Source organism: Marinilabilia sp. (assembly GCF_016278715.1).
GTDB lineage: Bacteria > Bacteroidota > Bacteroidia > Bacteroidales > Marinilabiliaceae > Marinilabilia.
In genome coordinates this window covers 1-21,996 of sequence record NZ_JADQBH010000279.1, presented here as the reverse complement: position 1 = coordinate 21,996, position 21,996 = coordinate 1, and the positions used below count along the sequence as shown (strand labels likewise).

Genomic DNA, 21,996 nt, shown 5'->3' with positions numbered 1-21,996 from the left:
TTTGTATTTTTTCCAGTTCTTCCAGCTGAGCCCAAAGGAATGCAGCAGTCACCTCACCTGGCAGGAAACTGCTGCCTGTATCTACCCAGCCATACTTATTGACTTCTCCGCGGAAGAACTCTGCACGGTTGGTGCCTTTTTCCCAAATAATTTCTGCCCTACGGAGGAAGCGGTCGTCATTAATAGCCAGTAATCCGCCTTCACCACACTGTATGTTTTTGGTTTCGTGGAAGGAGAAACAACCGAGGTGGCCGATGGAGCCGAGGGGGAGGGTTAGGGAGGGACCCTTGAAATAACTATCGATCCCCTGTGCTGCATCCTCTACCACAAAAATATTGTACTTGTTAGCAATCTCCATTATTTTCCCCATATCGCAGGCCACACCTGCATAATGTACTGGAACGATGGCTTTGGTTTTGGAGTTAATAAGCGATTCTATTTGTGATTCATCTATTCCTGGATGGTCATTACGACTGTCCACAAATCGCAGCACTGCCCCCTGACGAACAAATGCCAGCGCAGTGCTTACAAAAGTGTAGGAGGGGAGGATCACTTCATCGCCGGGTTGAATATCAAGCAAAAGAGCTGCCATTTCCAGTGCATCGGTACAGCTGGTAGTTAGCAGTGTTTTTTTGAAGCCCCAGCGTTCTTCAAAATATTGTTGACACAGCTTGGTGTATTTGCCATTGCCACTGATGTGTCCTGTGGCTACCGCATCGTAGATGTAATGGACTTCTTTGCCGGTTATGTGGGGTTTGTTGAAATTTATCATTAAAGGGCTTTGTGTTATAAAAAAGGATTGTACTAATTATAATGAAAGTTGGGTGATTTGGGGTTGGCTAGCTGTTAGCTAACCCCTATAAAGGAGCCCCCCATGCGTGCCGATATATATTGTTATTATATCATTGAAATTTATCAAATTCATAAGCATTGCTGGTTAAGTGGTGCTCCCTTCTAGGGTAGTCAGAGAGGTACTGGGATGAGTAACTTTAAACTGTTATTTAACAGCTATTTGAAATAATTGTATGAAACATTTGGTTGAATGCCCCCTGCGCTCTACTACTAACCCCGTTTAAGGTGGAATCCACAGCACAGTTTCTTTTATCTTGATAGGAACCTATGTTAATACATGTCGCGGGTTCGGGTACCCTTTCCAAGGGGAGTCAAAAGGGGCGTGGGATGGGGTAATTAACAGCTGTTTTGTTATATTGTCTTCCTTCTCTTTAAGGACATTCACCTGTTATGTTATTACATATTGATTATACTCTATTTTATTTGTCGTTCTCTCATCGGAGTTATATTGGTAAGCTTGTGTTATTTATTACCGCTCTTTATAATAGCAAATTTTGATTTAAACTTTAAAAAAAACTTTTCGTATCTGTAATAACTTATATTGGCTAATATAACAGTTAATAAGATACTTGCTGGATATAAAAACCAATTGGTTAAAAGCTCATAACTTTTTGCAAACTTTATGGTTAACACGATAGCTATGGGGTGGAGCATGTATAGCCCATACGAGATTTTGCCTAAGGAATTAAATAAATTATTTTCCAGGCTGATTTTTATATTTGGATTGGTTGCAAAATTCAATATGATAACAGCATAACAGCCTGAATATAGTATATTATTGAAATATGGATAATAAATTCCAAAAATATAACTAATGAAAACGAATAAGATGGCTATATTAAACACAAATCTTTTTCTTACTAAGTTTAAAAGAAATGGAAGAGGGTTTGAAAACAGGAGAACTGAAAAAAAACCTCCAATAGCCATTGAATCTATTTTAAAACCAGCCCAAAACTCTCGCAATATTGTGTGAAATGGAATTGAATGAGAAAGGGATGATGCCAAGAAAAATCGGATAAAATTATATAAGACAACAATGCCTATCATTAAAATTAGTCTGTTCTTTTTTATATAACGGATAACCACAGGCCACAGGAGATAGAATTGTTCCTCTGTTCCAATACTCCATGTTTGTGAAGCGTAGGGTATTATTCCAAAAAATGCTAGCACAAGGTTAGCAAAAAAGAAGAGGTAAAGGAGTAGTTTTAATTCTATATTTGATTGTACCACTTCTATCGGGTAGTCAGGGATGTTTAATAAGTCTATATGTGGAAAAACAAAAAGAGAAAAAAGCACGATTAGCAGATATAAAGGCCATATTCGAAGTATCCTTCGTAAATAAAATTTTTTTATTTTAATGGTTTTTATCTTTTCTTCTTCCGCTAATAAAAGATAGGTAATTAAAAACCCACTAAGTACAAAGAAAAGAATGACTCCCTGCCCACCAACTATGAAAATAAATTTGGAAATAAATTCATCCCCTGCCCAATAGGAAGGAAGATTGAATATGGCTTTGAACTGTTCAATGTGATGGATTATAACAAGTAAAGCAGCTATAAAACGTAGACCATTTAAGTTGGGAAAATAAATTGTTTGGGAGGTGTTCATGTATCCTGTTGATAGCTAGTTTTTTCTATTTCTATTTTAGCGCTATTTCTCTGGTTTAGTTATTTGTTCTCTTGAAGTCTTCCAATATAAATGCACTTTGCAGGAAGGGGGAGTTGCCATTTCTAGGAGGTTGACAGGGCTTGGATAGTGTGTAGAATCCCCAACCGATTTAAATATGAAAAACCAATTCAACACTTTCTTTAGCATAATTATTTTTCTCATACAGGGCGCAGGCTCCTACATTAACCAATTGGGTAACCACTGAACAGGTTTTAAGATTATTTTCCCAATACCAGTATTCTGCCGCTTGCATCAGTTTTGAGCCTATTCCTTTCCCTTGTGCTTCCGGAGCTACAGCGATAAGACCAATCTGACCGTGTTTTTCTTTCTTTCGCGCTGTTACAAATCCTTCTGTGATAGCACCTGCCTGTGCAACAAAAACAGCATCTGCCATTTCACCTGAAATTGATTTTTGAATCCACAATTTGTAAAGTAATTCAAATTTGTGGTTAAGTCGTGGGTCTTTTTTAAATCGGCTTTCGTGGCCACTAAGAAAAGCCAGGTCTAATAAGGGTATATTTAACTCCCCATTGAAGGGATGAATATTTTCCGGCAAGTTATCTATGCGACTTACTTCTTTTGTGAAAACAATTTTTTTATCAATGGGGAAAAGAGCTTTTCTTTTTAATTCTTTATCAGCGTCACTTTCGATGGTGTTTGAAAAAAGATATATGAGGTCATAATTGTTTTTTTCTTTTGAATAAAAAATCTCCCGGAATAATGAAAGAGAAAGTGAAGTGATTTCAACCTTACCTATCTTAAGATTAAAAAACTGAGAATCCCAACCTAGATATTCAATCACTGTTCAATATTTATGGTTTGGTTAACGATGAATACAGGCCGGTCCTTTACCTGTTCAAATGTGCGGCCAATATATAAACCAAGCATTCCAAGCAAAGTTATAATGATACCTGATAAAAACCAAATGGAAATAATAAGACTACTGTAGCCTGAAACTTCAATGTATCCGGTAATTGCTCTTATGAAAGTGAAGATGGCAAAAAGAAATGAGAAAAAAGAGATAAATATGCCCAGCTTGACGGTTAATCTTAGTGGTTTATCCGAGAAGGATAAAATGGTGTTGAGGGCCAGATTTAATAAAGCTTTAAAATTATAGCCGCTTTTGCCCTCCTCACGTGCTACATGATTTACAGGGATTTCAGTACGCTTAAAACCAACCCATTTTACCATTGCAGGGAAATAGCGGGTTTTATCTTTCATTGACAATATGGCATCTACCACTTTTCTATGATAAATTCCAAAGTTGGCGACCTCTGCATTTTGTTCTGTTTCGGTTAAGTATGCTAATGTTTTGTAAAACCACTTGGACATTTTCTTCTTGAAAAAATTGTCCTGTCGCTCCACTCTTCTTCCTAAAACAATATCAAAACCTTCTTTAGCTTTTTCCAGGAAACCGGGTATTTCTTCAGGACGGTCTTGTAAATCCCCATCCATTACAACCACCCATTCACCGCTTGAATAATTTAGCCCGGCATGGATGGCGTAGTGCTGTCCGAAATTTCTGGAAAGATTGATTCCTTTGATATGTTGGTTGAAAGATCCTTCTTTTTCTACAATTTCCCAATCATTTTCAGGACTTGCATCATTGACAAGTATAATTTCAAAATCAGTTTTTAAAGGTGTTAGACTTTCTGTCAGGCGACGGGTTAGTTGTGTGACAGTAGCACCACACCGGTATAGTGGAACAACAATTGATATATAGGGTTTCTTCATAACTTAACAGTAACAATAATTCCTGCAATAATAAGTAACAGCCCGAATACTTTTCCCCAGGTAAATGACTCTCCAAAGATAAAAATACTAAGGAAAAAGACCAGTACAAAAGAAAGACTCATGAACGGATAAGCAAAGGATAGTTCAAATTTGGTCATGGCGGCCATCCAAAACAGACTGGCAATGAAAGCTGCGGCAAAGCCACTGAGCAACCATGGATCAAGAAACAGTTTTAACATGAAAATAACCTTTTCCGAGAGTTCGGCCGGTAATTCGCCTTTCAGGTTCATCCGCCATTTTATGGCCAACTGGCCATAAACGGTGAAAAAAATGCAGGCGAAGATGTAGAGGTAGCCCATTGGGGAATGATTTTTTTGAGTTGTTATTTTTTTATCCGAAATTGTTGGTTGCTTCGTTCATTTGTACGTTTGCAGATTGAGGCAAATGTTTTTAATTTTCATCTGCAGACTTTTGAAAATAAGCGTCCATGTTGTTCGGTGCCTGTCTATTCAAATTTGGTTGGTGTGTCGAATTTTTGGTTTTTACCCGGATTAAAGTTCCTTCGTAGCTTGATTGAATTGTAACGGGTAATAACTTAATTGTTTTTGAAATCAATGAATTATTATTTTCTGGGGTATAACTTTTCGTATCCAGAAAGTGGAATTCTTTTTTATAGGCATCAATAACAGACTGAGTGGTTTGATTTGAGATAAATAGAAAATCAGGTTGGTATTTCGTGACGTGAAACCTGGCCCGGGTAGCATGGTCTTTGACCCGGTCGATGTATTGATAGTCGCAATGGTTTAGTATGCAAGCGTAATAATAGCGGTCGTCGCCCACTATTTTTGAATTCTCAGGTATGTTTTTGTTGACCCATTCCTGAAGAGGACGTGGATCCCGTTCTTGCTGGCTGCCTACTATGGTGGCTGCTTTGAGGGCAAAAATGCCGGTATTACACAGGACGGTGATAAGTACCAGGCCATATATACTAATACGGCTTACTTTATTATTTTCTTTATCAAGTGTAATTTGTAATCCAAACCCGACAACCAAATACCAGAAAGGCATAATCAGCGCGCTGTAGGCGCCGGTATCGGTCACCACTACATAAAAAGTAACGATGGGAAGTGCTATCAAAAACAGTAAGGAAAGCTTTTGCTTTTTAAAGATCATTAAGGCCGCTGACAAGAGGGCGGTGGTGATCAATGGCCATTGGTGAAAAGGAATGTATAGATTACCTCCCATATAGTTGAATATACTGTTGGCGGCATCGGTATCCTTTATGGCAGGACCTGTAAAGTGTTCGATGAACCCCCTGGTAGAGCCAAAGGCAAGTACAATCCACATAAGATAGACGAATGCAGGCAGCAGGGTGATAAGACTTGCACGCAAAAAATTTTTTGATTGGATGAACCGGAACAGGGCATAGATAAACAAGGGGAAAACCACCACCACAATGCGGGGAGTGGTCAGCACCGCTGCTACTCCGCTAACAGCCATGATGATGATGTATCTAATATTTTTTCGGGGTTGAACATATGACCACCAAGCTATCATTCCGAAAAATAAGGCCACCATATCCATCCGGCCGCTGTGACTATTTTGTACGGTTATTACGTCAAATATTAAAAGCAGTACCAAGAAACGGGTAATTCTTCTGCCTAAATTCAGTTTTAATGAGATTCGGCTGAAGACAACTATAGATAATACTGCAAAAAGCAAAGATACTATCCGAAATTGAAAGATACCGGTACCAAAGATCAGAAAGGACAGCCCGGTAAGCAAAAAATAGATTGGGCCGTATGTTAAAACTTCTTTGCCCTCAGTTTGAATGGGACAAACTTCGAGCAGGAAACCATTTCCTTTTAACAAGGATTTGGTTATAGAAACAAAAAATGTTTCGTCAAACCAGGGGAGGGGACTGTAAATCAGACTCCATACATGCCAAGCACCAGTAATTATTAGCAAAGAATAAAAGAATGTGTTATTCTTTAAAATGCGCGTGAGTGTGTTTGTCATGGTATTATATACTTTTTTTAGTGGTACAGTAAGACGAATTGCCTACTTGCCTATTGGCTTAATCCCTTAATCACCTGAATCGTTCGTTCCGCCACCTGTTCCCACAAAAATTTCTCTTTTATTCTATTTACTGACATTTTCTTCATTTTCAGTAGTTTTTCATTATCCATATTGAGCATAGTCTCCATTGCTTCTTTTAATTCCCTTTTGTTGCCAGGTTCAATCAGGATGCCATTTTCTTTGTTGACCTGCTCACTTACTGCGCCAACATCAGAGGCAATGATGGCACAGCCACTTGCCATGGCTTCCAGTATAACGGTGGGCATACCTTCACTCCAGGAAGGGCAGACAAGTACGTCGGATTCCCGGAGAATTTGTTGGATTTTTGTTTCGTCATGGATAACACCGTGGTAAGATATTAGGGGATTAGGCGAGTAGGGAATTAGGTTATTAGGGGAATAGGCCAGTAGGTGATTAGTTGTTTTGGACGCGGGTTGTTTTTCCCCTTCAGGGGGCCAGGGGGTGAGCGAAGGAAGCAATAGGTTATTAGGTTTTAGGTGTTTGGATTTTGGAATAGGGCCTATGAAATGGAATTCAAAAATATGCTCCTCTTCTATGAGCTGCTGAAGGACGGAGTGGAGTTCTTCAATTCCTTTAAGCCTTTCATAACGTCCAATAAAGCAAAATTTAAGGGTGTTATTATTTTGAATAATTTCAGGAGTAAGCCAGTCGTTTGTTATTCCAATTGGTAGTTCTATTATTTGTTTCTTGTCAGCGATGTTCTTGATGATGGGTGTTAATTTTCCTCCTAAAGAAAAAATAAAGTCTGCATACTTTAAATTTTTTATTACAAAAGGACGAAATAAATATTTTTTTAATTGTTCAGAGAAAGTCGCACTTTTCTGAAACATGTTTAGGCCATGAAAATTAATGCCGGTTTTAATGTTGCTCCATGCTTCATGCTCCATGCCCTTGGTCAATACCTTCCATCCCGAAAACCCCTGGATATAAATGAAATCAGGCGATGGTTGCTTTGAGATCTCTTTGAAAACTCGCTTGGAATAGCGGTAATTATCTCTAATATAGTGTCCCGGGAATTTACCGGATTTGGGAAAGTGCACCGGGAAAAATTGAAGGTTTTTTAATTCTTCGTCACAAAATCCTTCCGGCTGACTAGGTAATTGTTGCCCCTCGGGAATGGCATGGTACACATCTACTTTAACTCCGGCACGGGCCAGATATTTGGCCAGGTAGTAGCTGTGTTTTTGCATGCCACCCATGATGTGGGGGTAGATGCCATCGGTGAGGAGGGCTATGTGCATATTAATTAAAAAACTGTTATTAACAATTTTGATATTTATAGTTTTTGCGGTATTAAGGTTGAGTTAGTTGTGTATAATCCACAGCTGTTTTACTTAAGTTCCTTTCTGCAAAAAAGATATTTTGTTGTTTTTCTGCAATACCGGGTTTGGGTAAGTCGGGAATTTCACTTTTTGAAGTCCAAATTATTCCAAGGTTATTTTCCTTAACCAAATTGGAATAATCACCAACGTTTGGACTGATGATTACTTTTAATCCAGCGAAAAGATATTCAGCCACTTTTACCGGAGAAGCCACTTTATTGGTTGTGTTCTGCTCCCGCAAAATAATGCCATAATCACATTTTGATAGTATTGTATGAACCAAATCAGGAGATACAAGGGTATTAAAGACTCTTGGGGGATATTTATCTTTTAAATTCTGAATATTTTCTTCGGGTGGACATAAAAATAAAAAAGCGGAAGATTCCTGTTTTTCTATTGATCCTAAGGCAAATTCACAAACTTTATCTAATTGTTGCCATTTCCCATTCCCCCCTGCAAAAACAGTAATTGTATAGTTTTGTAGATTGGCGTGTTCAAAAAATGATTTTAAATCATCTGAGATGCAACAGACAGAACTTATCCTGGCAGTATTAAGAGTGCAGGGCACAACAGTAGCTGAATTTCCTGAATAATTAAAATTTTCTTTCCAGTAATTTATAAGTTCTGAAGAAACTGCGATTTGCCTGTGACTTTGGGTCACCGCATTCATTTCAATTTCGAATAGATCATTTTCTATTCCTGAGCCATCATAAACCCCGTATTCTTGTTGTTCTGCCCACACGGCGCCACGTCCATCATAAATTATTCGGCTCCTTGTTGTATTGTTTATGGCCAGATTAGCAGATAATGGCCCCCGACAGATTAGTACCTCTTTCTTGTTGAATTTTGCTTTAAATAGCCAAAACCATAATTTGTTAATTTTCCAATATCTTAATTTGGGAAATGAAGGAATTACAAAAGAATTGGTGAAGTGCTGTTTTATTATTTTTTTATTTTTAGTGAAATCACGTAAAGAAAAAAAGGCAATGATTTCTATATCATGACCTTGTAATTTTAGTTGTTTAGCAACCTCTATTACCTGACTGATGTAAACCCCGTTTACCGGTTCATTAAATGTGAGAAAGCCGATTTTCATTTTCTTACACCGCAAAAATCAAGTTCAATTTTTTGTTCATCCTTTTTTATGACCGGAAATTCCTTATGATTTACAAGCCAGGCAATAATATCAGTTTTTTCGTAAGCCTGCATATATTGTGTGAGGGTAAAACTAGGGTGATCTTGAATGTTAGGTTCCACAATGAGAACTTCACCCCTTGCTTCGGCAACAACTTTTGATGCTATGTACTTGGCTGGCGATTCGCGCAAATCGTCAATGTTGGGCTTAAAAGCCAGTCCCATACAGGCGATTACCGGTTGTCGTCCGTGGTCTATTTCAAACTGACGGGCCGCACCAAGTATTTTTTCAACACTCCATTCGGCTTTATAGTCGTTAATTTCTCTGGCCTGACGAATGACATGGGCGTGCTCGGGATAATCAGAAACCAAAAACCATGGGTCAACCGCAATGCAATGGCCGCCAACACCGCAGCCGGGTTGAAGGATGTTTACTCTTGGGTGTTTGTTGGCCAGCTCAATCAGCTCCCATACGTTGATTCCTGCTTTATCGCATATAATGGATAATTCGTTGGCAAAAGCAATCTGTACATCCCGGGAGCTGTTCTCAGTGAGTTTGCACATTTCGGCTGTGCGGGCATTGGTGGGGTGTAATTTCCCGTTTACAAATAGACGGTAAAATTCAATGGCTTTTTGGGTGGATGTTTCGTCAATGCCACCAATTACACGGTCGTTGTGTTCCAGTTCGTAAAGCACATTGCCTGGCAAAACTCTCTCGGGACAATAAGCTATAGAAATTTCTTCCTTGAGTTCTGGACGTTCAGAGAAAACTATTTCAGCCATCTTTTCGGTGGTCAATACCGGTGAAGTGGACTCAATAATAAAAAGATCACCCTTCTTTAATATTGGAATTATGCTGCGAGTTGCAGCTTCCACAAAGGAGGTGTCGGGCTGATGATCCTGATTAAAAGGTGTTGGGACTACTACTAAATAAACATCTGCGGGTTGAGGTTCTCTGTAAACCTTAAGATTACCTGCTTCCACACTTTTTTTTACAAGAGCATCAAGTCCGGGTTCCACAATGTGTATGTTTCCGGCATTAATGGTTTCTACCACCTTGGGGTTAACATCGCACCCGTTGACTCTTATGTCTTTACCTGCCATAACAGCAGACGTGGGCAGGCCGATGTAGCCCATTCCTATGGTAGTGACTTTTGGTGTTTCCATGTATGGTGATTTGTGTTTTTTTAGCTGGGGGCTAAAGTATTGAAATTGTAGGGAAAAGTGAAAAGTTTTTACTTGCACCTTCTTCCTCTCGCTCACCCCCTGGCCCCCTAAAGGGGGTACTCTACCGCGCGATTTCTTTAATATTTATAACATTCGTTTGGATTAATCTGCTTTGTATTGCGGGATAGCCCGGTTCTCCCCTTTAGGGGAGTTAGAGGGGTGCAGGAAAGGGGGGAATAGGTTTTATTTTGAATAATTTGTTTGTATGCTCCTTCGCTCACCCCCTGGCCCCCTAAAGGGGGTACGCTGCCGCACCGTTTCTTTTAAACTACAATATTCGTTTGTATTAATTTCCTGTGGATTGCGGGTATGGTTGGTTCTCCCCTTTAGGGGAGTTAGAGGGGTGCGGGAAAGAGGGGTATAGGTTTTATTTTGAATAATTTGTTTGTATGCTCCTGGACTCACCCCCTGACCCCCTGAAGGGGGAACCTCTACCGCGCAAGTCTTATGATTTTGTAAAATTTTTATTTCATCAATTCCCTACATTTTTTCTTTAAGAGGAGTAAGACTCTATTGATATCATTAATCACTTCTTCGTTCGTAAACCTTATTACAATAATTCCGTACCGTTGCATCTCTGCAGTCCGATTTTCATCGTAATCACAGTTTTCTTTGTTATTATGTATTTCTCCATCTATCTCAACAACCAGTTTTATTTTGTGGCAGTAGAAATCAGCTATGAAAATGTCTATTGGGTGTTGGCGGCGGAATCTTAATCCTAAAATTTGATTGTCTTTAATATATTCCCAAAGCTTAAGTTCAGCCGGCGTCATATTTTTTCGTAGACCTTTTGCTTTTTCGAAAATGTGTGGTTTGGCATTAAAGAACATGTTGACCCGGTTGTCTATAGGCATTGATTGGGTATTTAAATAATTTTTAGTATCTCCTCGCGAACACCCCCCGGCCCCCTAAAGGGGGTGCGCCACCGCGCGAACTGTTTTTCATCGTAACCATCGAATGTATCAAAATCTTATGAGCCGCGGGTTAGCCCGGTTCTTCCCTTTAGGGGAGTTAGAGGGGTGCAGGGAGGGGGGAGTAATTTATAGCTCATAGGGTTTTAGATTGGAACATTTGTTTGTTTCTCCGCCGCGCTACCCCCTGGCCCCCTGAAGGGGGAACCTCCTTCGCGCGATTCCAATGAATTTGTAACATTCGAATGAAATAATATTGTTCAAAATCTCTACTCGCCTAATTTCCTAAGCAGAAACTCCACAATCCTCTCAGCTGCTTTTCCATCGCCATAAGGATTATTCGCTTTTGCCATTTGGTTGTAATGCTCGCGGTCATTTAGGAGTCTTTCCACTTCATCAACAATAACCTGCTTGTCGGTGCCAACCAGTTTTACAGTGCCAGCTTCTACAGCTTCGGGCCTTTCGGTGGTATCACGCATTACCAGTACCGGTTTTCCCAAGCCGGGTGCTTCCTCCTGTATGCCTCCGCTGTCCGTGAGTACAATATTTGCATTTTGCATCAGAAAAACAAATGGAAGATAATCCTGTGGGGGTATCAGGAATACGTTGTTTTCCTGCCCAAGTATTTTATTTACCGGCTCCTGAACATTGGGATTGAGATGTACCGGATAAATAAATGTTGTATCGGGGTTGTTGGTTGCAATTTCTTTGATGGCACTACAAATATTCAAAAAGCCTTCACCAAAGTTTTCGCGTCGGTGACCGGTTACCAAAATTATTTTATTTGTTTTGATAATGGTTTTCAAATCCGGGATATGTTTGCTTAAATCTGCTATTAGGTTCTTTTGTTTCTGTGAATCCTTTTTAATGAGGTCAACAGCCAAATGCAATGTGTCCACAACGGTATTACCAGTGGTAGTAATGGCTTCCTGACTGATGTTTTCTTTCAAAAGATTATTGGCAGCCCAAGGAGTGGGCGCAAAGTGCCAAGTGGCGATTCTTCCTGTCAACTGACGGTTCATTTCTTCGGGCCACGGACTATAGATGTTGTTGGTTCTCAGACCTGCCTCTACATGACCTACCGGTATTTGTTGGTAGTAGGCAGCAAGTGCAGTTGCTGTTGAAGTAGCTGTGTCGCCGTGCACCAAAACTGCCTGTGGATTGTATTCAGATAAAATGTTCCTCATGCCGATGAGAACCTTTGCAGTAACATCGTACAAGTCCTGCCCCGGCTTCATAAGATTAAGGTCGAAATCGGGGCTAATATTGAATAACTTCAATACTTGATCAAGCATCTCGCGGTGTTGAGCGGTTACGCATATTTTTGTTTCAAATATATCCTGGTGGTTTTCAAATTCTTTTATTAATGGCACCATTTTAATGGCTTCGGGGCGGGTGCCAAATACAAGGAGTATTTTTATTCTTTGTGGATGATTGGGCATATTCTTATTTTTAGCTTGAATTATTTGTTTGTAATAACTGCTGTTTACTGTGGGTTGGTTATCTCCTTCCTACGCACACCACCTGGCCTCCTAAAGGGGATACGCCACCGCTCAGTTTCTTTTGATTTGTAACATTCGTATGTGTTATTTTACTGTGAATTGCAGGTTGCCGGTTTTCCCTTTCAGGGCTTATCCTTCGATAAATATAGGGATGCTGAAAGGAGTTAGTGGGGTAGGGGGATGGGGAAGCTCATAGCATTTAGCTTGTAGATGTTAGGCTTTCATCTTGAAATATTCTTTTACCTTCTCCGTCCCTCACCCCCTGGCCCCCTAAAGGGGGTATTTCCACCGCGCGATTCTTTTATATTGAAACATTCAAATGTCTTAATTTACCAGTATTTTTATCCCCTAATCCCCTACTCGCCTATTTGCCTAACCACCTCCTGGCCACTTCCGCTCCCCTAAACCCCAAAAACCGATACAACACCAAATACCCCCTTGTGGAATGCTCTTGACTAGCTGAGGGTTTGTAGCACCCTTTAAGATGTTTTTTATACAATGAATTGGCTACTTGAAAATTTTCATTGGCTATAATTTTCAGGATTTCGAAAAGCGTGTCTTCAAAGAAACATTTTTCCTGTGCGTATAATGTCGGTTTGTTTTCGGCAATCCAGTGAAGCATTTCCACTCTTTTTTCGAAATAGCGGATCCATTTTTTTGTGTGATTGCTTTGCGAAATTTGCCCCTCCGGCCGCTCTCTTACTATGGTTAGCGGTTCATCATCGTAGAATACTTCATCTTTTACCTGTAAAAGGCGGAACATCAAATCGGCTTCCTGGCTGCTTTTGAGTGAATCGTCCCACCCATTGATTTTTTCGATGTAGTAACGATTCCAGAGATTGGCGCAGGTATTGCCAAGTTGGGTTGCAAAGAGACTTTTGAAAGGATGTTCTTTGTTTAGGCTAGCTTTGGTTTCATTGCCCTTAAGGTCTCGTTTCAGGCAGGTGGCCGCGATAAAGGGGACATCGACAGCTGGCGAGTTGTTGATAAGCGCCACCTGGTGCGCTATTTTTTCGGGCTTCAGTAAATCGTCTGCATCCAGAAACTGCAACCATTCTCCCTTGCTTAACTGCAAGCCTTTGTTGCGAGCCGCGGGGGCGCCCGGTTTCATTTCTTTGTCGACGATGAGTTGCGGGTATTGTAGTATAAGTTGCTCCAGCTTTTGCCAGGTATCGTCGGTGCTGTTGTTGTCGATGCAAATGACTTCAATTTGAGGATATGTTTGTTCAAAGGCCGAGTGGATACATTCTTTGATGTAGGGGGAGACGTTGTAGGCGGGAATGATTATGGAGATGAGCATTGTGGTGATTAGTTTTTTCAGTTACTGATTTTGTTCTAACAAATTTGCAACATCTCTTGAAAACAATATGGCGCCCTGATGCAAAATATGGCCTGCATCATAAAAAAACTCAGCTGGAAGAGGATGTGTATGGTTTAAATTGTAATAGGGGATGCTCAACTCATTGAGAGTATTTGAGATTTCGTCATATATTTCTTTTTCAGGATGGTTTTTCCAGTAAGCTGGATGTAAGGGTTGGGTTACCGCTATTAATTTAATCTGATTATCGAGACATAGTTGGTTTATTTTATGTAAATATTCTAGTTGAAGGTCATTGATGGAAAATGGTGCATTGGGTTCAATCTCTTGTTCTGCGAATTGAAAAATGTTCTTTGAAAACGTAGCTACATAGCCTTTATCGTAATATATAGAGTATTGTGCTCTGGTTGTGTCGGGTAAGACCTTTTTGTTCAATAGAATTTGATCTTTGTTAATGGCCACTCTTTTTAATGGAAATGCAGCAAGACTAAGTGCTTCATTAAGCGACACTGTTTGCAACATTGCGTACTTTACATTTGATTGCATTTGAGAAAAATTATGCATTACATCAATATAAGTGTTCCCGTTTGTTATGGTACCTTGAAATATTTCCAGAACCACAGTTTTTGGACTTTGAAATTTAAGTGCCTCCCTCAAGACATAATAAGATGTAGAAATTGATTGACTGCTACTTCCTAAATTGAAGGAGTTTACATTCAAAACAGAGTCAAACACGCTGGGAACAAGACTCCTGTAACAGTGGGAGGAGCCAAGAAAAATCATACCTACTGATTTTTTCGGGTGGGCATAAAATTCTTTCCAACGTTTTACAGGGAAATAAACTTCTTCAACCAGTTTATTTCTTTTCTCGTGAAGAACATTGCCTACAATGAATTGAGTAATAAGGGTTATAATGGAAATATATAGGACTTTTTGAATAAAACGATTCATGGTTAAAATTGAAAATAGATAAAATCTTGTGCTACACTTGGTGTGAAAAACAATATTATCAGGACAAATGCAATATATGCAAAGTGTCGTATAGCAATAGGGGCTGTTTTAATTCTTTCCAGGGCGTTATCATGCCTGAAAATAAACCATTCCAATAAGATAAATAGTCCGATAAGGAGTATTAGTGACGGTGGAAAAAAATAAAAATTGTCAGGCATTAACTGATTTGTGGTCATTTTGCCTAAATACCTAATTGCATGATCAATATTTTCTGCTCTGAAAAACACCCAGACCAGGCAGGTTACAAAAAATGTAATACTCATTTGCATTATTTCTTTCAGGTTGGGCAGCCATCTGTTCTGAGCAACAGTATCCAGGTTGTGTCGGTTTCGCTTGGTTAATAGCAGGGGTAAAAAATATAAGCCATTTAAAGCTCCCCAGACAATGAATGTCCAGTTGGCCCCGTGCCAGAAGCCACTTACAACAAAAATAATCATTGTATTACGAATAACCATCCATTTGGTGCCTCTACTGCCTCCAAGGGGAATATATAGATAATCGCGAAACCAGGTTGATAGCGAAATATGCCATCGGCGCCAGAATTCAGCAATATCCCTCGAAAAATAAGGAACTCTGAAGTTGATCATTAATTCAAATCCGAACAATTTGGCTGTTCCACGGGCAATATCGCTGTACCCCGAGAAATCGCCATAAATCTGCAAGGCAAAATAAAAGGCACCTGCGAACAACACAAGGGTGGATTGGGTTTCATAGTCGGCAAATATTTCATTGACTAAAATGGCTGCATTATCGGCAATAACCATTTTCTTAAAAAGGCCCCAGAGTATAAGACGCATTCCATTTGCTGCATGCTCATAGGTGAATCTGCGTTTTTTTACAAACTGAGGTAAAAGATTGGAAGCCCTTTCAATAGGTCCGGCCACCAATTGTGGGAAAAAACTAACAAAGGCAAAAAAGGAAAGGGCATCTTTGGTTGGTTTCAGATTCCTGTTGTAAATGTCTATGGTATAGCTGAGCGTCTGGAAAGTGTAAAAACTAATCCCTACTGGCAATATGATATTGAGGGTATTTGGCGAAGGATGAAAACCAAAGAGAGAAACGCCATCGACAAAACTTTCAACAAAAAAGTTGTAGTACTTAAAAAATCCCAGTAACCCAAGGTTGGTAATGATGCTTACGAGTAATAGTACCTTGCGTTTTTTCTTTTGGGGTGTTTTGTGAAGTTTTAGGCCAACCGTGTAATCAACAACAGAGCTAAATGCGATAAGCGATAAAAAACGCCAGTCCCACCAGCCATAAAAAACATAGCTCGAAATTAGTAATAACAGGTTTTGGTTTTTGGTGTTGTTTTTTAAAACAAACCAGTATAGGAAAAAAACTATGGGGAGGAATAGGGCAAATTCGAAAGAGTTGAAGAGCATTATGAATTAATTAATATATATTTAAGCCAACTCGCGATTTGTTCTAGTGAGATAAGTTGATGATATTGTTTCCAGTTAGTAATAACCCATTTAATTTTATTAAATATTGTTATCTCTTGTTCTTTATAATTCCATAAGTTGGCTTGTGCTGAAAAATAACTATCCGATAAAAGCTTTTTTTGATTTGATGATAATGGTAAATCCTTAAAATAATCCATTCTGTATTTTGCTGCAATCGGACTATATATTATTCTTTTCTCTTGATTAGAGATACGATTTTCGATATGCACTCTTCGGGAAGCAATAAATCCATTTAAGGGTAAATTTTTTAATTGAAGATGATAAGCTAAACGTGTTATCCACTCCATATCTTGAGATATCTCTAAATCAGTGCGCATTAATGGAGTTACTTGTAAAACCTGCTTTTTAACAAGCAATGAGTTTAAATGGAAATGACCCAGTTTACCAGTAAGAAGTGTTTCAAATAGTTGCTCAGATGTTATATCTTCTTTTATTCCGGTCGTATGAGCATTAACTTGATTAGCAAGGCTATTATCATCTAAAAAAAAATCAATAGAACCATAACAGCCATCAAACTTACTATTTTTAGCTAAAAATTTAATTTGGTCGGTAAACCTGTTTTGATAAAATATATCATCACCATCTAAAAATGCTATGTATTTTGACGAGGCATGTTTTATTCCTAGATTTCTAGAGGCAGCTGCTCCATGGTTCTTATTATCAGGGTGATTGAGTATTTTTATTTTTATATGTTGTGGTGGTACAATCTTACTAACCTTATAAATGGCATTATCTGGATATTTGTCATCAATCACTAAAATCTCATTTACTTGAGGGAGAAATGCTGATTTAATAGCTTGCTCAATGAAGTTCTCAACATTGTAAGCTGGTATAATTAAGGAAATACTTCCCATTAATGTTTCTTGAATTTGAAAGTTAAAAAGTTAAAAATGATGAGATAAATGAATTTAATGGAAAGTATTGTTAGAATGATGGTTTGTAGTATATATCCTTTAATAATTAATCTTTTTATTCCAATTGTATATGCAATCAAAGCATTTTTCGGAGTAAACCAATTGGAGGTATTATATATGAATTTTTTTAATCTATCGTAAGAGTATTTTTTGCAAATAGGTTCATTAACAAGGTGCAAAAAATCAAAATAATACTGTAAACTTAGGGTGATCCTATCTATATTATTATGTTTTGTCCATACACCTGTGTTAGTAATTCTATATACCGCAGTATGATCTTCAAGGCAAATAAAATCCCCATAATGGGAAAGATAATAGCATAATAATCTATCACCTGAAGGATGATTAGGAAACTGATTTAGAAACGAACTGATACCGTCTATATTTCTGAATAACACCGTTCTGGTTGGGGGAATAAAGCCTTGTATAATATTTTGTTTTGTCTTTGTTCCAGCTTTTGTGTTAATGTTTTTGTTTAATATGTTATTTTGTAAAATATATTGATAACTGTATACTAATGAGAATCTTTTGTTAGTATTGAGTATTTCAACTTGGAGCTGCAACTTATTCTCATTAACCCAGTAATCGTCTCCCTCACATAAGGCAATATATTGGGTATCGCAAGCTTTAAGTGTACGAATGAGATTATTCATCATGCCAAGATTACCTCCTTCATTAGGCAATAATTTGATTATTTTTGGGTGTTTTTGTTGGTATTGTTCACATATTGACCTTGTACTATCTTTGCTATAATCTTCACCTATTATGAGCTTGAATAAAAAATCTGTTTTCTGTTGAAGAACTCCCTCAATTGCTTCGGCAATATAATCCTCATGGTTATATGTAATCATGCATACGCTTACAATTGGAGCTGTTTGAGTTATAGTCATGTAGTTTAAAGTATTAATTGTCTAAACGTCCTAATAGATAATCTAAATAGGTGATTTTTATATAAGATTATACACAAGTGTTTTTAAGTAGCTTGATTTAAGTACTTTATTAGGTTTTTTGTTTCAGAAATAACCACTATTTCTGAATACATTTTTTTAAGTAAAGGTCTGTTGTGCTTTGCTAATGTGTTGTAGGATAGCAATTTCCTTTCTTTTCGCAAATCATCCATTAAATAAAGTATAATGCCATTTCTTTTAAAATAATTATAAACTAAGTTTTCTTTACGAAGAAAGACCCTTGCTCCAAACCAAAGTGACGCAACAATATTTCCAACAGCTTGTTGTCGAGTTTGGTTCATAATTACATTTCCACATTTTAACAATATTTTATTATACTCATCTAAAGGAATAAACTCTAATATGGGTTTAAACCTTTCTCCGAATAACTGATTTCCTTCATATATAACATTTCTTTTATGTCCTTCATTTCCGTATGATAATGGGACAAATATATTCGAAACATTTGTATTCGCAATTAGATTAAATGCGTCCATATGATTACTAGTTGGATGAGCGGAATTACCAATTAGATAATTACTTTCTTTGCATATTGGAGAATTGTCATATAGTAATGCACTTTCTAATGAGATGTACTTAAAAGGCAAATAGCGTATGTTTTTGTTTAAATATTTTTTTACAATCTGCTGTTCATCAGGTAATACAGTTGAGATAGTTTTTATTTTTTTTATTATATTTTGATATGCTTTTGGATGGTCAAGGCCTTTTCTTTGTAGGTAAAATTTATAAAATATATTGGGCGCTAATTTGCTAAGTAATTGTGATGTTAAATATTTTATATGAATTGTTGTATCTTCTTTTTTTTCAGGTAAATAAATATAAAGTGATTTTCTATATTTATTAATATGAGGGTATAAATCCCCTCCCCAACACATCCAGTGAAAATGAATTGTTTTCGGTGCATTTTTAATAATATCAAATTTAAATTTTCGGTAGGTTAACAAATTATGTATTATTATGGATGTTGGTTGATTTTGTAAAACTATTTCCTTAATAAACTCAGAATTGAGTTTGTTAAATTTTCTAATGTTTGGATTTTTTGATTTAATGGAATTTAGAGGTAGTTTAATATCCTCAACTTCTATTAAATAAATATTTTTATGTGGGGAGGCTTTCTCGAATACATTGATTACATGGTCAATAAACCTTCCATCATGCGCTAAGTGAATAATCATTTATTCAATTTTAAGATAGGTCAATGGCAAATTATATGTGTATTTTTTATATTATAACTTGTCTTTATTGAAAAGTTTAAGTATATTATTTTGTCGATGTTTAATGAATTTAGCAGGTACACCTGCATACACCATCCAAGCTTTGGTATTTTGTTTTACTAATGACATAGCACCAATAACAGAACCTTCACTTAAGGTCACATTGGGTAAAATAATCGTATTGGCACCCACTTGGGTAAACCGCTCAAGAGTTAATTTGCCTCCTTGCACATTTGTAAGATTTTTTGGCACCATTGGACTAATCATATGCTCACCACTAAAATCATCAGAGGCACTAAATAATGTGCAACGTGGAGATAATCCTGTATAATCTTCAAGTTCAATGCCATATTGCCCGTATAGGGCACAGTACGCAGAAATATGAATGTAAGAGCCCAGTTTTATTTTTCCTGAAAGAATACAAAAATCATCAATTCTGACATTGCTTCCAATTTCCATGTTTTCGATACCATAAAATCTGGCAAAACGGCTAATCAGAACGTTGTTTCCGAGGGCTTTAAATCCAAGGGTGGACAGTTCATTGGAAGAGTAAAAGGATGTTGATGTTGACATAGTTTTTTCTTATGGATGATTTGTATATTTTTAGTTTCACAGATTTTTTTGTTCAAAGCGGAATATTTTTTATTGAGCTTCTATTATCTCCATAATTCTATTAACATCACTCATTTCCAAATCCGGATATATCGGCAAACAAATTACTTTCTCCGCTATTTCGTTACCTACAGGCAGATTATCGGGTGCTGCTGATGGCAGTCCTTTGTAGGTCGGAAAATTGCTGATGAGTGGGTAAAAATATCTGCGAGCGAAAATATCTTGCTTTTTCAGGTGTTCGTAGAGTTCATCCCGACTTTTGCCGTATTTTGTTTCATCCACCAGGATGGGGAAATAGGAATAAGCATGTTTGATGGCTGGCAGGTCATTTAAAAAACGGATGCCTTCGATTCCTGACAGCTTTTCTCTGTAAGTTTCTGCAATTTCTTTACGGCGAGCCAGTGCATCATCAATGTATTTGAGTTGCAACAGACCGAATGCTGCCTGTACCTCATTCATTTTGGCATTGATGCCGGGGGCAATAACTGTCGTTTCTCCACGAAATCCAAAGTTCTTGAGGTCGTCGATGTGCTGCTTCATTTTTTCATTGTGACAAATGATGGCACCGCCCTCAAAGGTGTTGAAGACTTTGGTGGCATGGAAACTCAGAACGCTTAAATCGCCAGAGTTTAGAATAGACTCCCCATTCTTTTCTACTCCAAAAGCATGTGCGGCGTCATATAGTACTTTCAGGTTGTAAGTATCGGCAATTTGTTGAATAGCTTCCAGATTGCATGGATTGCCATAAACATGAACAGGCATGATGGCCGTAGTTTGTGGAGTTATGGCAGCTTCTATCTTTTCGGGATCGAGATTGAAGGTTTCTGGCTCTATATCCACAAATACCGGTTTGATGTTGTTCCACCAGAGCGAGTGGGTGGTGGCCACAAAGCTAAACGGTGTGGTGATTACTTCCCCGGTAATGCGGAGTGCCTGGAGGGCTGTGATGAGGGCCAGCGTGCCGTTGCTGAAAAGGCAAACGTGTTTTACTCCCAGGTAGTCGCACAATTCCTGCTCCAGTTGCTGGTGAAACTGACCGTTGTTGGTGAGCCATTTGGACTCCCATATTTTCTCCAGGTATGGTTGGAACTCCTCGAGTGGGGGGAGGAGGGGGGAGGTGACGGGTATTTTGTTCATGGTTTTTTAGTTACACAACTTGTCCCGGTTTATCGGGAGAGCATCACGGTATTTATTTAGCTCTTGGCTCTTAGGTGTATGGATTTGAAAAATTTGGTTGTTTTCTTCTGCGCTCCCCTATCCCCCCGTATATAAAAAGTTTTTCACAGGTTAAGCCTGAAAGGGGGATGTGGCACGAGATGCTTTTGTTATTGATACAGGTTTATGTTTCAAAACATATTGGTTTTGTGGGTTGGGGGGCTCTTATTTCCAGGCTAAGAGCTAAACTATTATATCCTGAGGAAGACCTACCCGCATAAAATATCTGGCAAAAGCTTGTGACAAATGTTCGCGGTATGGAGGAAGCAACCTTATACGTTGTCCAAGTTTCAGAGAAAGATTACAAAGTGTTTCTTTTTGAATTCCATATACATTTCTAAAATCGACAACCTGATGGTCATCAAAGAAATCATGTTCTTTACTCAGTAAATGATAACCGGGTAAAAAGCCTTTCTTTAAGTTTTGTTTGATTTTATCCTTTGCTTTATTGTTTCTTGTTTGTTCTTCAGGAAGTGACTCAATGAATGTATTAAGCGGGTAAAAAGGACAAACCAGCACTATTTCCACTTTATCATTGGCCAGGTCGCATGACTGTGACAAGATAACAGAATCGATTTGTCTGATTTCAATTTCCGTCTCTTCATCTTCTTTTATTGTGTTGGGAGGAACAACAATAGGGCAGTCGGGGATAAAGTCTCCCTGTTGCAATTCATTGGTATTGTGAATGGCCTGATACCAGGGATATTCCATTTTTAAATGAATGGTTTGGGTTGGAAATGAGTGACTTTTTTTATTCTTGTTTTAACTTTGAATGCTTTTTTTATGGGCAATGAAGCTGAAAGATCATAATCATCGTTGAAAAAGCAGATC

At 38.1% G+C, this 21,996-nt stretch carries 20 protein-coding genes; all 20 read right to left on the bottom strand.

Translation table 11 applies throughout. The features are described 5' to 3' along the window. Positions 1–772, bottom strand: a 772-nt coding sequence (gene rffA, locus QZZ43_RS17020) for a dTDP-4-amino-4,6-dideoxygalactose transaminase (protein WP_291861834.1), incomplete at its 3' end; no start/stop codon positions are given. A gap of 542 nt (positions 773–1,314) precedes the next feature. Continuing rightward, the gene (locus tag QZZ43_RS17015; protein WP_291861832.1) at positions 1,315–2,460 is read right to left on the bottom strand and encodes an acyltransferase; all 1,146 of its coding nucleotides are present in this window, start codon (positions 2,458–2,460) and stop codon (positions 1,315–1,317) included. Positions 2,461–2,629: 169 nt separating this feature from the next. Next, a complete protein-coding gene (locus QZZ43_RS17010) occupies positions 2,630–3,322 on the bottom strand; it encodes a GNAT family N-acetyltransferase (RefSeq protein ID WP_291861830.1) in 693 nt (230 codons plus the stop codon). After that, positions 3,319–4,254 (bottom strand): glycosyltransferase family 2 protein, encoded by a 936-nt coding sequence (locus QZZ43_RS17005; RefSeq protein WP_291861829.1) that lies wholly within the window; start codon positions 4,252–4,254, stop codon positions 3,319–3,321. The genes QZZ43_RS17010 and QZZ43_RS17005 overlap by 4 nt, the downstream gene beginning before the upstream one ends. Next, complete coding sequence (locus QZZ43_RS17000; RefSeq protein ID WP_291861827.1) at positions 4,251–4,613, bottom strand: EamA family transporter; 363 nt, start codon at positions 4,611–4,613, stop codon at positions 4,251–4,253. Before QZZ43_RS17000 ends, QZZ43_RS17005 begins: the two co-directional genes overlap by 4 nt. 91 nt (positions 4,614–4,704) lie before the next feature. Then, the gene (locus QZZ43_RS16995) at positions 4,705–6,273 is read right to left on the bottom strand and encodes a glycosyltransferase family 39 protein (protein WP_291861825.1); all 1,569 of its coding nucleotides are present in this window, start codon (positions 6,271–6,273) and stop codon (positions 4,705–4,707) included. A 50-nt stretch (positions 6,274–6,323) separates the two neighbouring features. Further along, positions 6,324–7,595: a glycosyltransferase family 4 protein gene (locus tag QZZ43_RS16990; RefSeq protein WP_291861823.1), complete on the bottom strand. Its 1,272-nt coding sequence runs from the start codon at positions 7,593–7,595 to the stop codon at positions 6,324–6,326. 52 nt (positions 7,596–7,647) lie between these two features. Then, a complete protein-coding gene (locus QZZ43_RS16985; protein ID WP_291861821.1) occupies positions 7,648–8,772 on the bottom strand; it encodes a glycosyl transferase in 1,125 nt (374 codons plus the stop codon). Beyond that, complete coding sequence (gene wecC / locus QZZ43_RS16980; protein ID WP_291861819.1) at positions 8,769–9,977, bottom strand: UDP-N-acetyl-D-mannosamine dehydrogenase; 1,209 nt, start codon at positions 9,975–9,977, stop codon at positions 8,769–8,771. Before wecC ends, QZZ43_RS16985 begins: the two co-directional genes overlap by 4 nt. 524 nt (positions 9,978–10,501) lie before the next feature. Beyond that, positions 10,502–10,891 carry an endonuclease domain-containing protein gene (locus QZZ43_RS16975; protein ID WP_291861817.1) on the bottom strand — a complete coding sequence of 130 codons (390 nt, stop codon included), beginning with the start codon at positions 10,889–10,891 and terminating at the stop codon, positions 10,502–10,504. A 326-nt stretch (positions 10,892–11,217) separates the two neighbouring features. Then, a complete protein-coding gene (gene wecB, locus QZZ43_RS16970) occupies positions 11,218–12,390 on the bottom strand; it encodes a non-hydrolyzing UDP-N-acetylglucosamine 2-epimerase (RefSeq protein ID WP_367221695.1) in 1,173 nt (390 codons plus the stop codon). Positions 12,391–12,814: 424 nt separating this feature from the next. After that, positions 12,815–13,750: a glycosyltransferase family 2 protein gene (locus tag QZZ43_RS16965; RefSeq protein ID WP_291861815.1), complete on the bottom strand. Its 936-nt coding sequence runs from the start codon at positions 13,748–13,750 to the stop codon at positions 12,815–12,817. A gap of 21 nt (positions 13,751–13,771) precedes the next feature. Further along, complete coding sequence (locus tag QZZ43_RS16960) at positions 13,772–14,719, bottom strand: hypothetical protein (RefSeq protein WP_291861813.1); 948 nt, start codon at positions 14,717–14,719, stop codon at positions 13,772–13,774. 2 nt (positions 14,720–14,721) lie between these two features. Next, the gene (locus QZZ43_RS16955) at positions 14,722–16,161 is read right to left on the bottom strand and encodes an MBOAT family protein (RefSeq protein WP_291861810.1); all 1,440 of its coding nucleotides are present in this window, start codon (positions 16,159–16,161) and stop codon (positions 14,722–14,724) included. Further along, complete coding sequence (locus QZZ43_RS16950) at positions 16,161–17,096, bottom strand: glycosyltransferase family 2 protein (RefSeq protein WP_291861809.1); 936 nt, start codon at positions 17,094–17,096, stop codon at positions 16,161–16,163. The genes QZZ43_RS16955 and QZZ43_RS16950 overlap by 1 nt, the downstream gene beginning before the upstream one ends. Then, on the bottom strand, positions 17,096–18,046 hold the full coding sequence (locus QZZ43_RS16945) for a glycosyltransferase (protein ID WP_291861807.1): 951 nt from the start codon (positions 18,044–18,046) through the stop codon (positions 17,096–17,098). The genes QZZ43_RS16950 and QZZ43_RS16945 overlap by 1 nt, the downstream gene beginning before the upstream one ends. An 83-nt stretch (positions 18,047–18,129) precedes the next feature. Then, entirely contained in the window at positions 18,130–19,299 is a 1,170-nt protein-coding gene (locus QZZ43_RS16940; protein WP_291861806.1) for a TDP-N-acetylfucosamine:lipid II N-acetylfucosaminyltransferase, read from the bottom strand. Between the two features lie 51 nt (positions 19,300–19,350). Continuing rightward, positions 19,351–19,911, bottom strand: a complete 561-nt coding sequence (locus QZZ43_RS16935) for an acyltransferase (RefSeq protein ID WP_291861804.1) — start codon at positions 19,909–19,911, stop codon at positions 19,351–19,353. Between the two features lie 69 nt (positions 19,912–19,980). Then, positions 19,981–21,087, bottom strand: coding sequence for a DegT/DnrJ/EryC1/StrS aminotransferase family protein (locus tag QZZ43_RS16930; RefSeq protein ID WP_291861802.1), 1,107 nt, complete (start codon positions 21,085–21,087; stop codon positions 19,981–19,983). Between the two features lie 261 nt (positions 21,088–21,348). Further along, positions 21,349–21,876 carry a hypothetical protein gene (locus QZZ43_RS16925; protein WP_291861800.1) on the bottom strand — a complete coding sequence of 176 codons (528 nt, stop codon included), beginning with the start codon at positions 21,874–21,876 and terminating at the stop codon, positions 21,349–21,351. Positions 21,877–21,996: the final 120 nt, after the last annotated feature.

Excerpts from the sequence above, each read along its gene's own strand:
- QZZ43_RS16965 (WP_291861815.1), bottom strand. The coding sequence starts at position 13,750 with ATGCTCATCTCCATAATCATTCCCGCCTACAACGTCTCCCCCTACATC.
- QZZ43_RS17000 (WP_291861827.1), bottom strand. The coding sequence starts at position 4,613 with ATGGGCTACCTCTACATCTTCGCCTGCATTTTTTTCACCGTTTATGGC.
- QZZ43_RS16935 (WP_291861804.1), bottom strand. The coding sequence starts at position 19,911 with ATGTCAACATCAACATCCTTTTACTCTTCCAATGAACTGTCCACCCTT.
- wecC (WP_291861819.1), bottom strand. The coding sequence starts at position 9,977 with ATGGAAACACCAAAAGTCACTACCATAGGAATGGGCTACATCGGCCTG.
- wecB (WP_367221695.1), bottom strand. The coding sequence starts at position 12,390 with ATGCCCAATCATCCACAAAGAATAAAAATACTCCTTGTATTTGGCACC.
- QZZ43_RS17005 (WP_291861829.1), bottom strand. The coding sequence starts at position 4,254 with ATGAAGAAACCCTATATATCAATTGTTGTTCCACTATACCGGTGTGGT.
- QZZ43_RS16990 (WP_291861823.1), bottom strand. The coding sequence starts at position 7,595 with ATGCACATAGCCCTCCTCACCGATGGCATCTACCCCCACATCATGGGT.
- QZZ43_RS16955 (WP_291861810.1), bottom strand. The coding sequence starts at position 16,161 with ATGCTCTTCAACTCTTTCGAATTTGCCCTATTCCTCCCCATAGTTTTT.
- QZZ43_RS16975 (WP_291861817.1), bottom strand. The coding sequence starts at position 10,891 with ATGCCTATAGACAACCGGGTCAACATGTTCTTTAATGCCAAACCACAC.
- QZZ43_RS16940 (WP_291861806.1), bottom strand. The coding sequence starts at position 19,299 with ATGATTATTCACTTAGCGCATGATGGAAGGTTTATTGACCATGTAATC.
- QZZ43_RS16960 (WP_291861813.1), bottom strand. The coding sequence starts at position 14,719 with ATGAATCGTTTTATTCAAAAAGTCCTATATATTTCCATTATAACCCTT.
- QZZ43_RS16930 (WP_291861802.1), bottom strand. The coding sequence starts at position 21,087 with ATGAACAAAATACCCGTCACCTCCCCCCTCCTCCCCCCACTCGAGGAG.
- QZZ43_RS16950 (WP_291861809.1), bottom strand. The coding sequence starts at position 17,096 with ATGGGAAGTATTTCCTTAATTATACCAGCTTACAATGTTGAGAACTTC.
- QZZ43_RS16985 (WP_291861821.1), bottom strand. The coding sequence starts at position 8,772 with ATGAAAATCGGCTTTCTCACATTTAATGAACCGGTAAACGGGGTTTAC.
- QZZ43_RS16945 (WP_291861807.1), bottom strand. The coding sequence starts at position 18,046 with ATGACTATAACTCAAACAGCTCCAATTGTAAGCGTATGCATGATTACA.
- QZZ43_RS16925 (WP_291861800.1), bottom strand. The coding sequence starts at position 21,876 with ATGGAATATCCCTGGTATCAGGCCATTCACAATACCAATGAATTGCAA.
- QZZ43_RS17015 (WP_291861832.1), bottom strand. The coding sequence starts at position 2,460 with ATGAACACCTCCCAAACAATTTATTTTCCCAACTTAAATGGTCTACGT.
- QZZ43_RS16995 (WP_291861825.1), bottom strand. The coding sequence starts at position 6,273 with ATGACAAACACACTCACGCGCATTTTAAAGAATAACACATTCTTTTAT.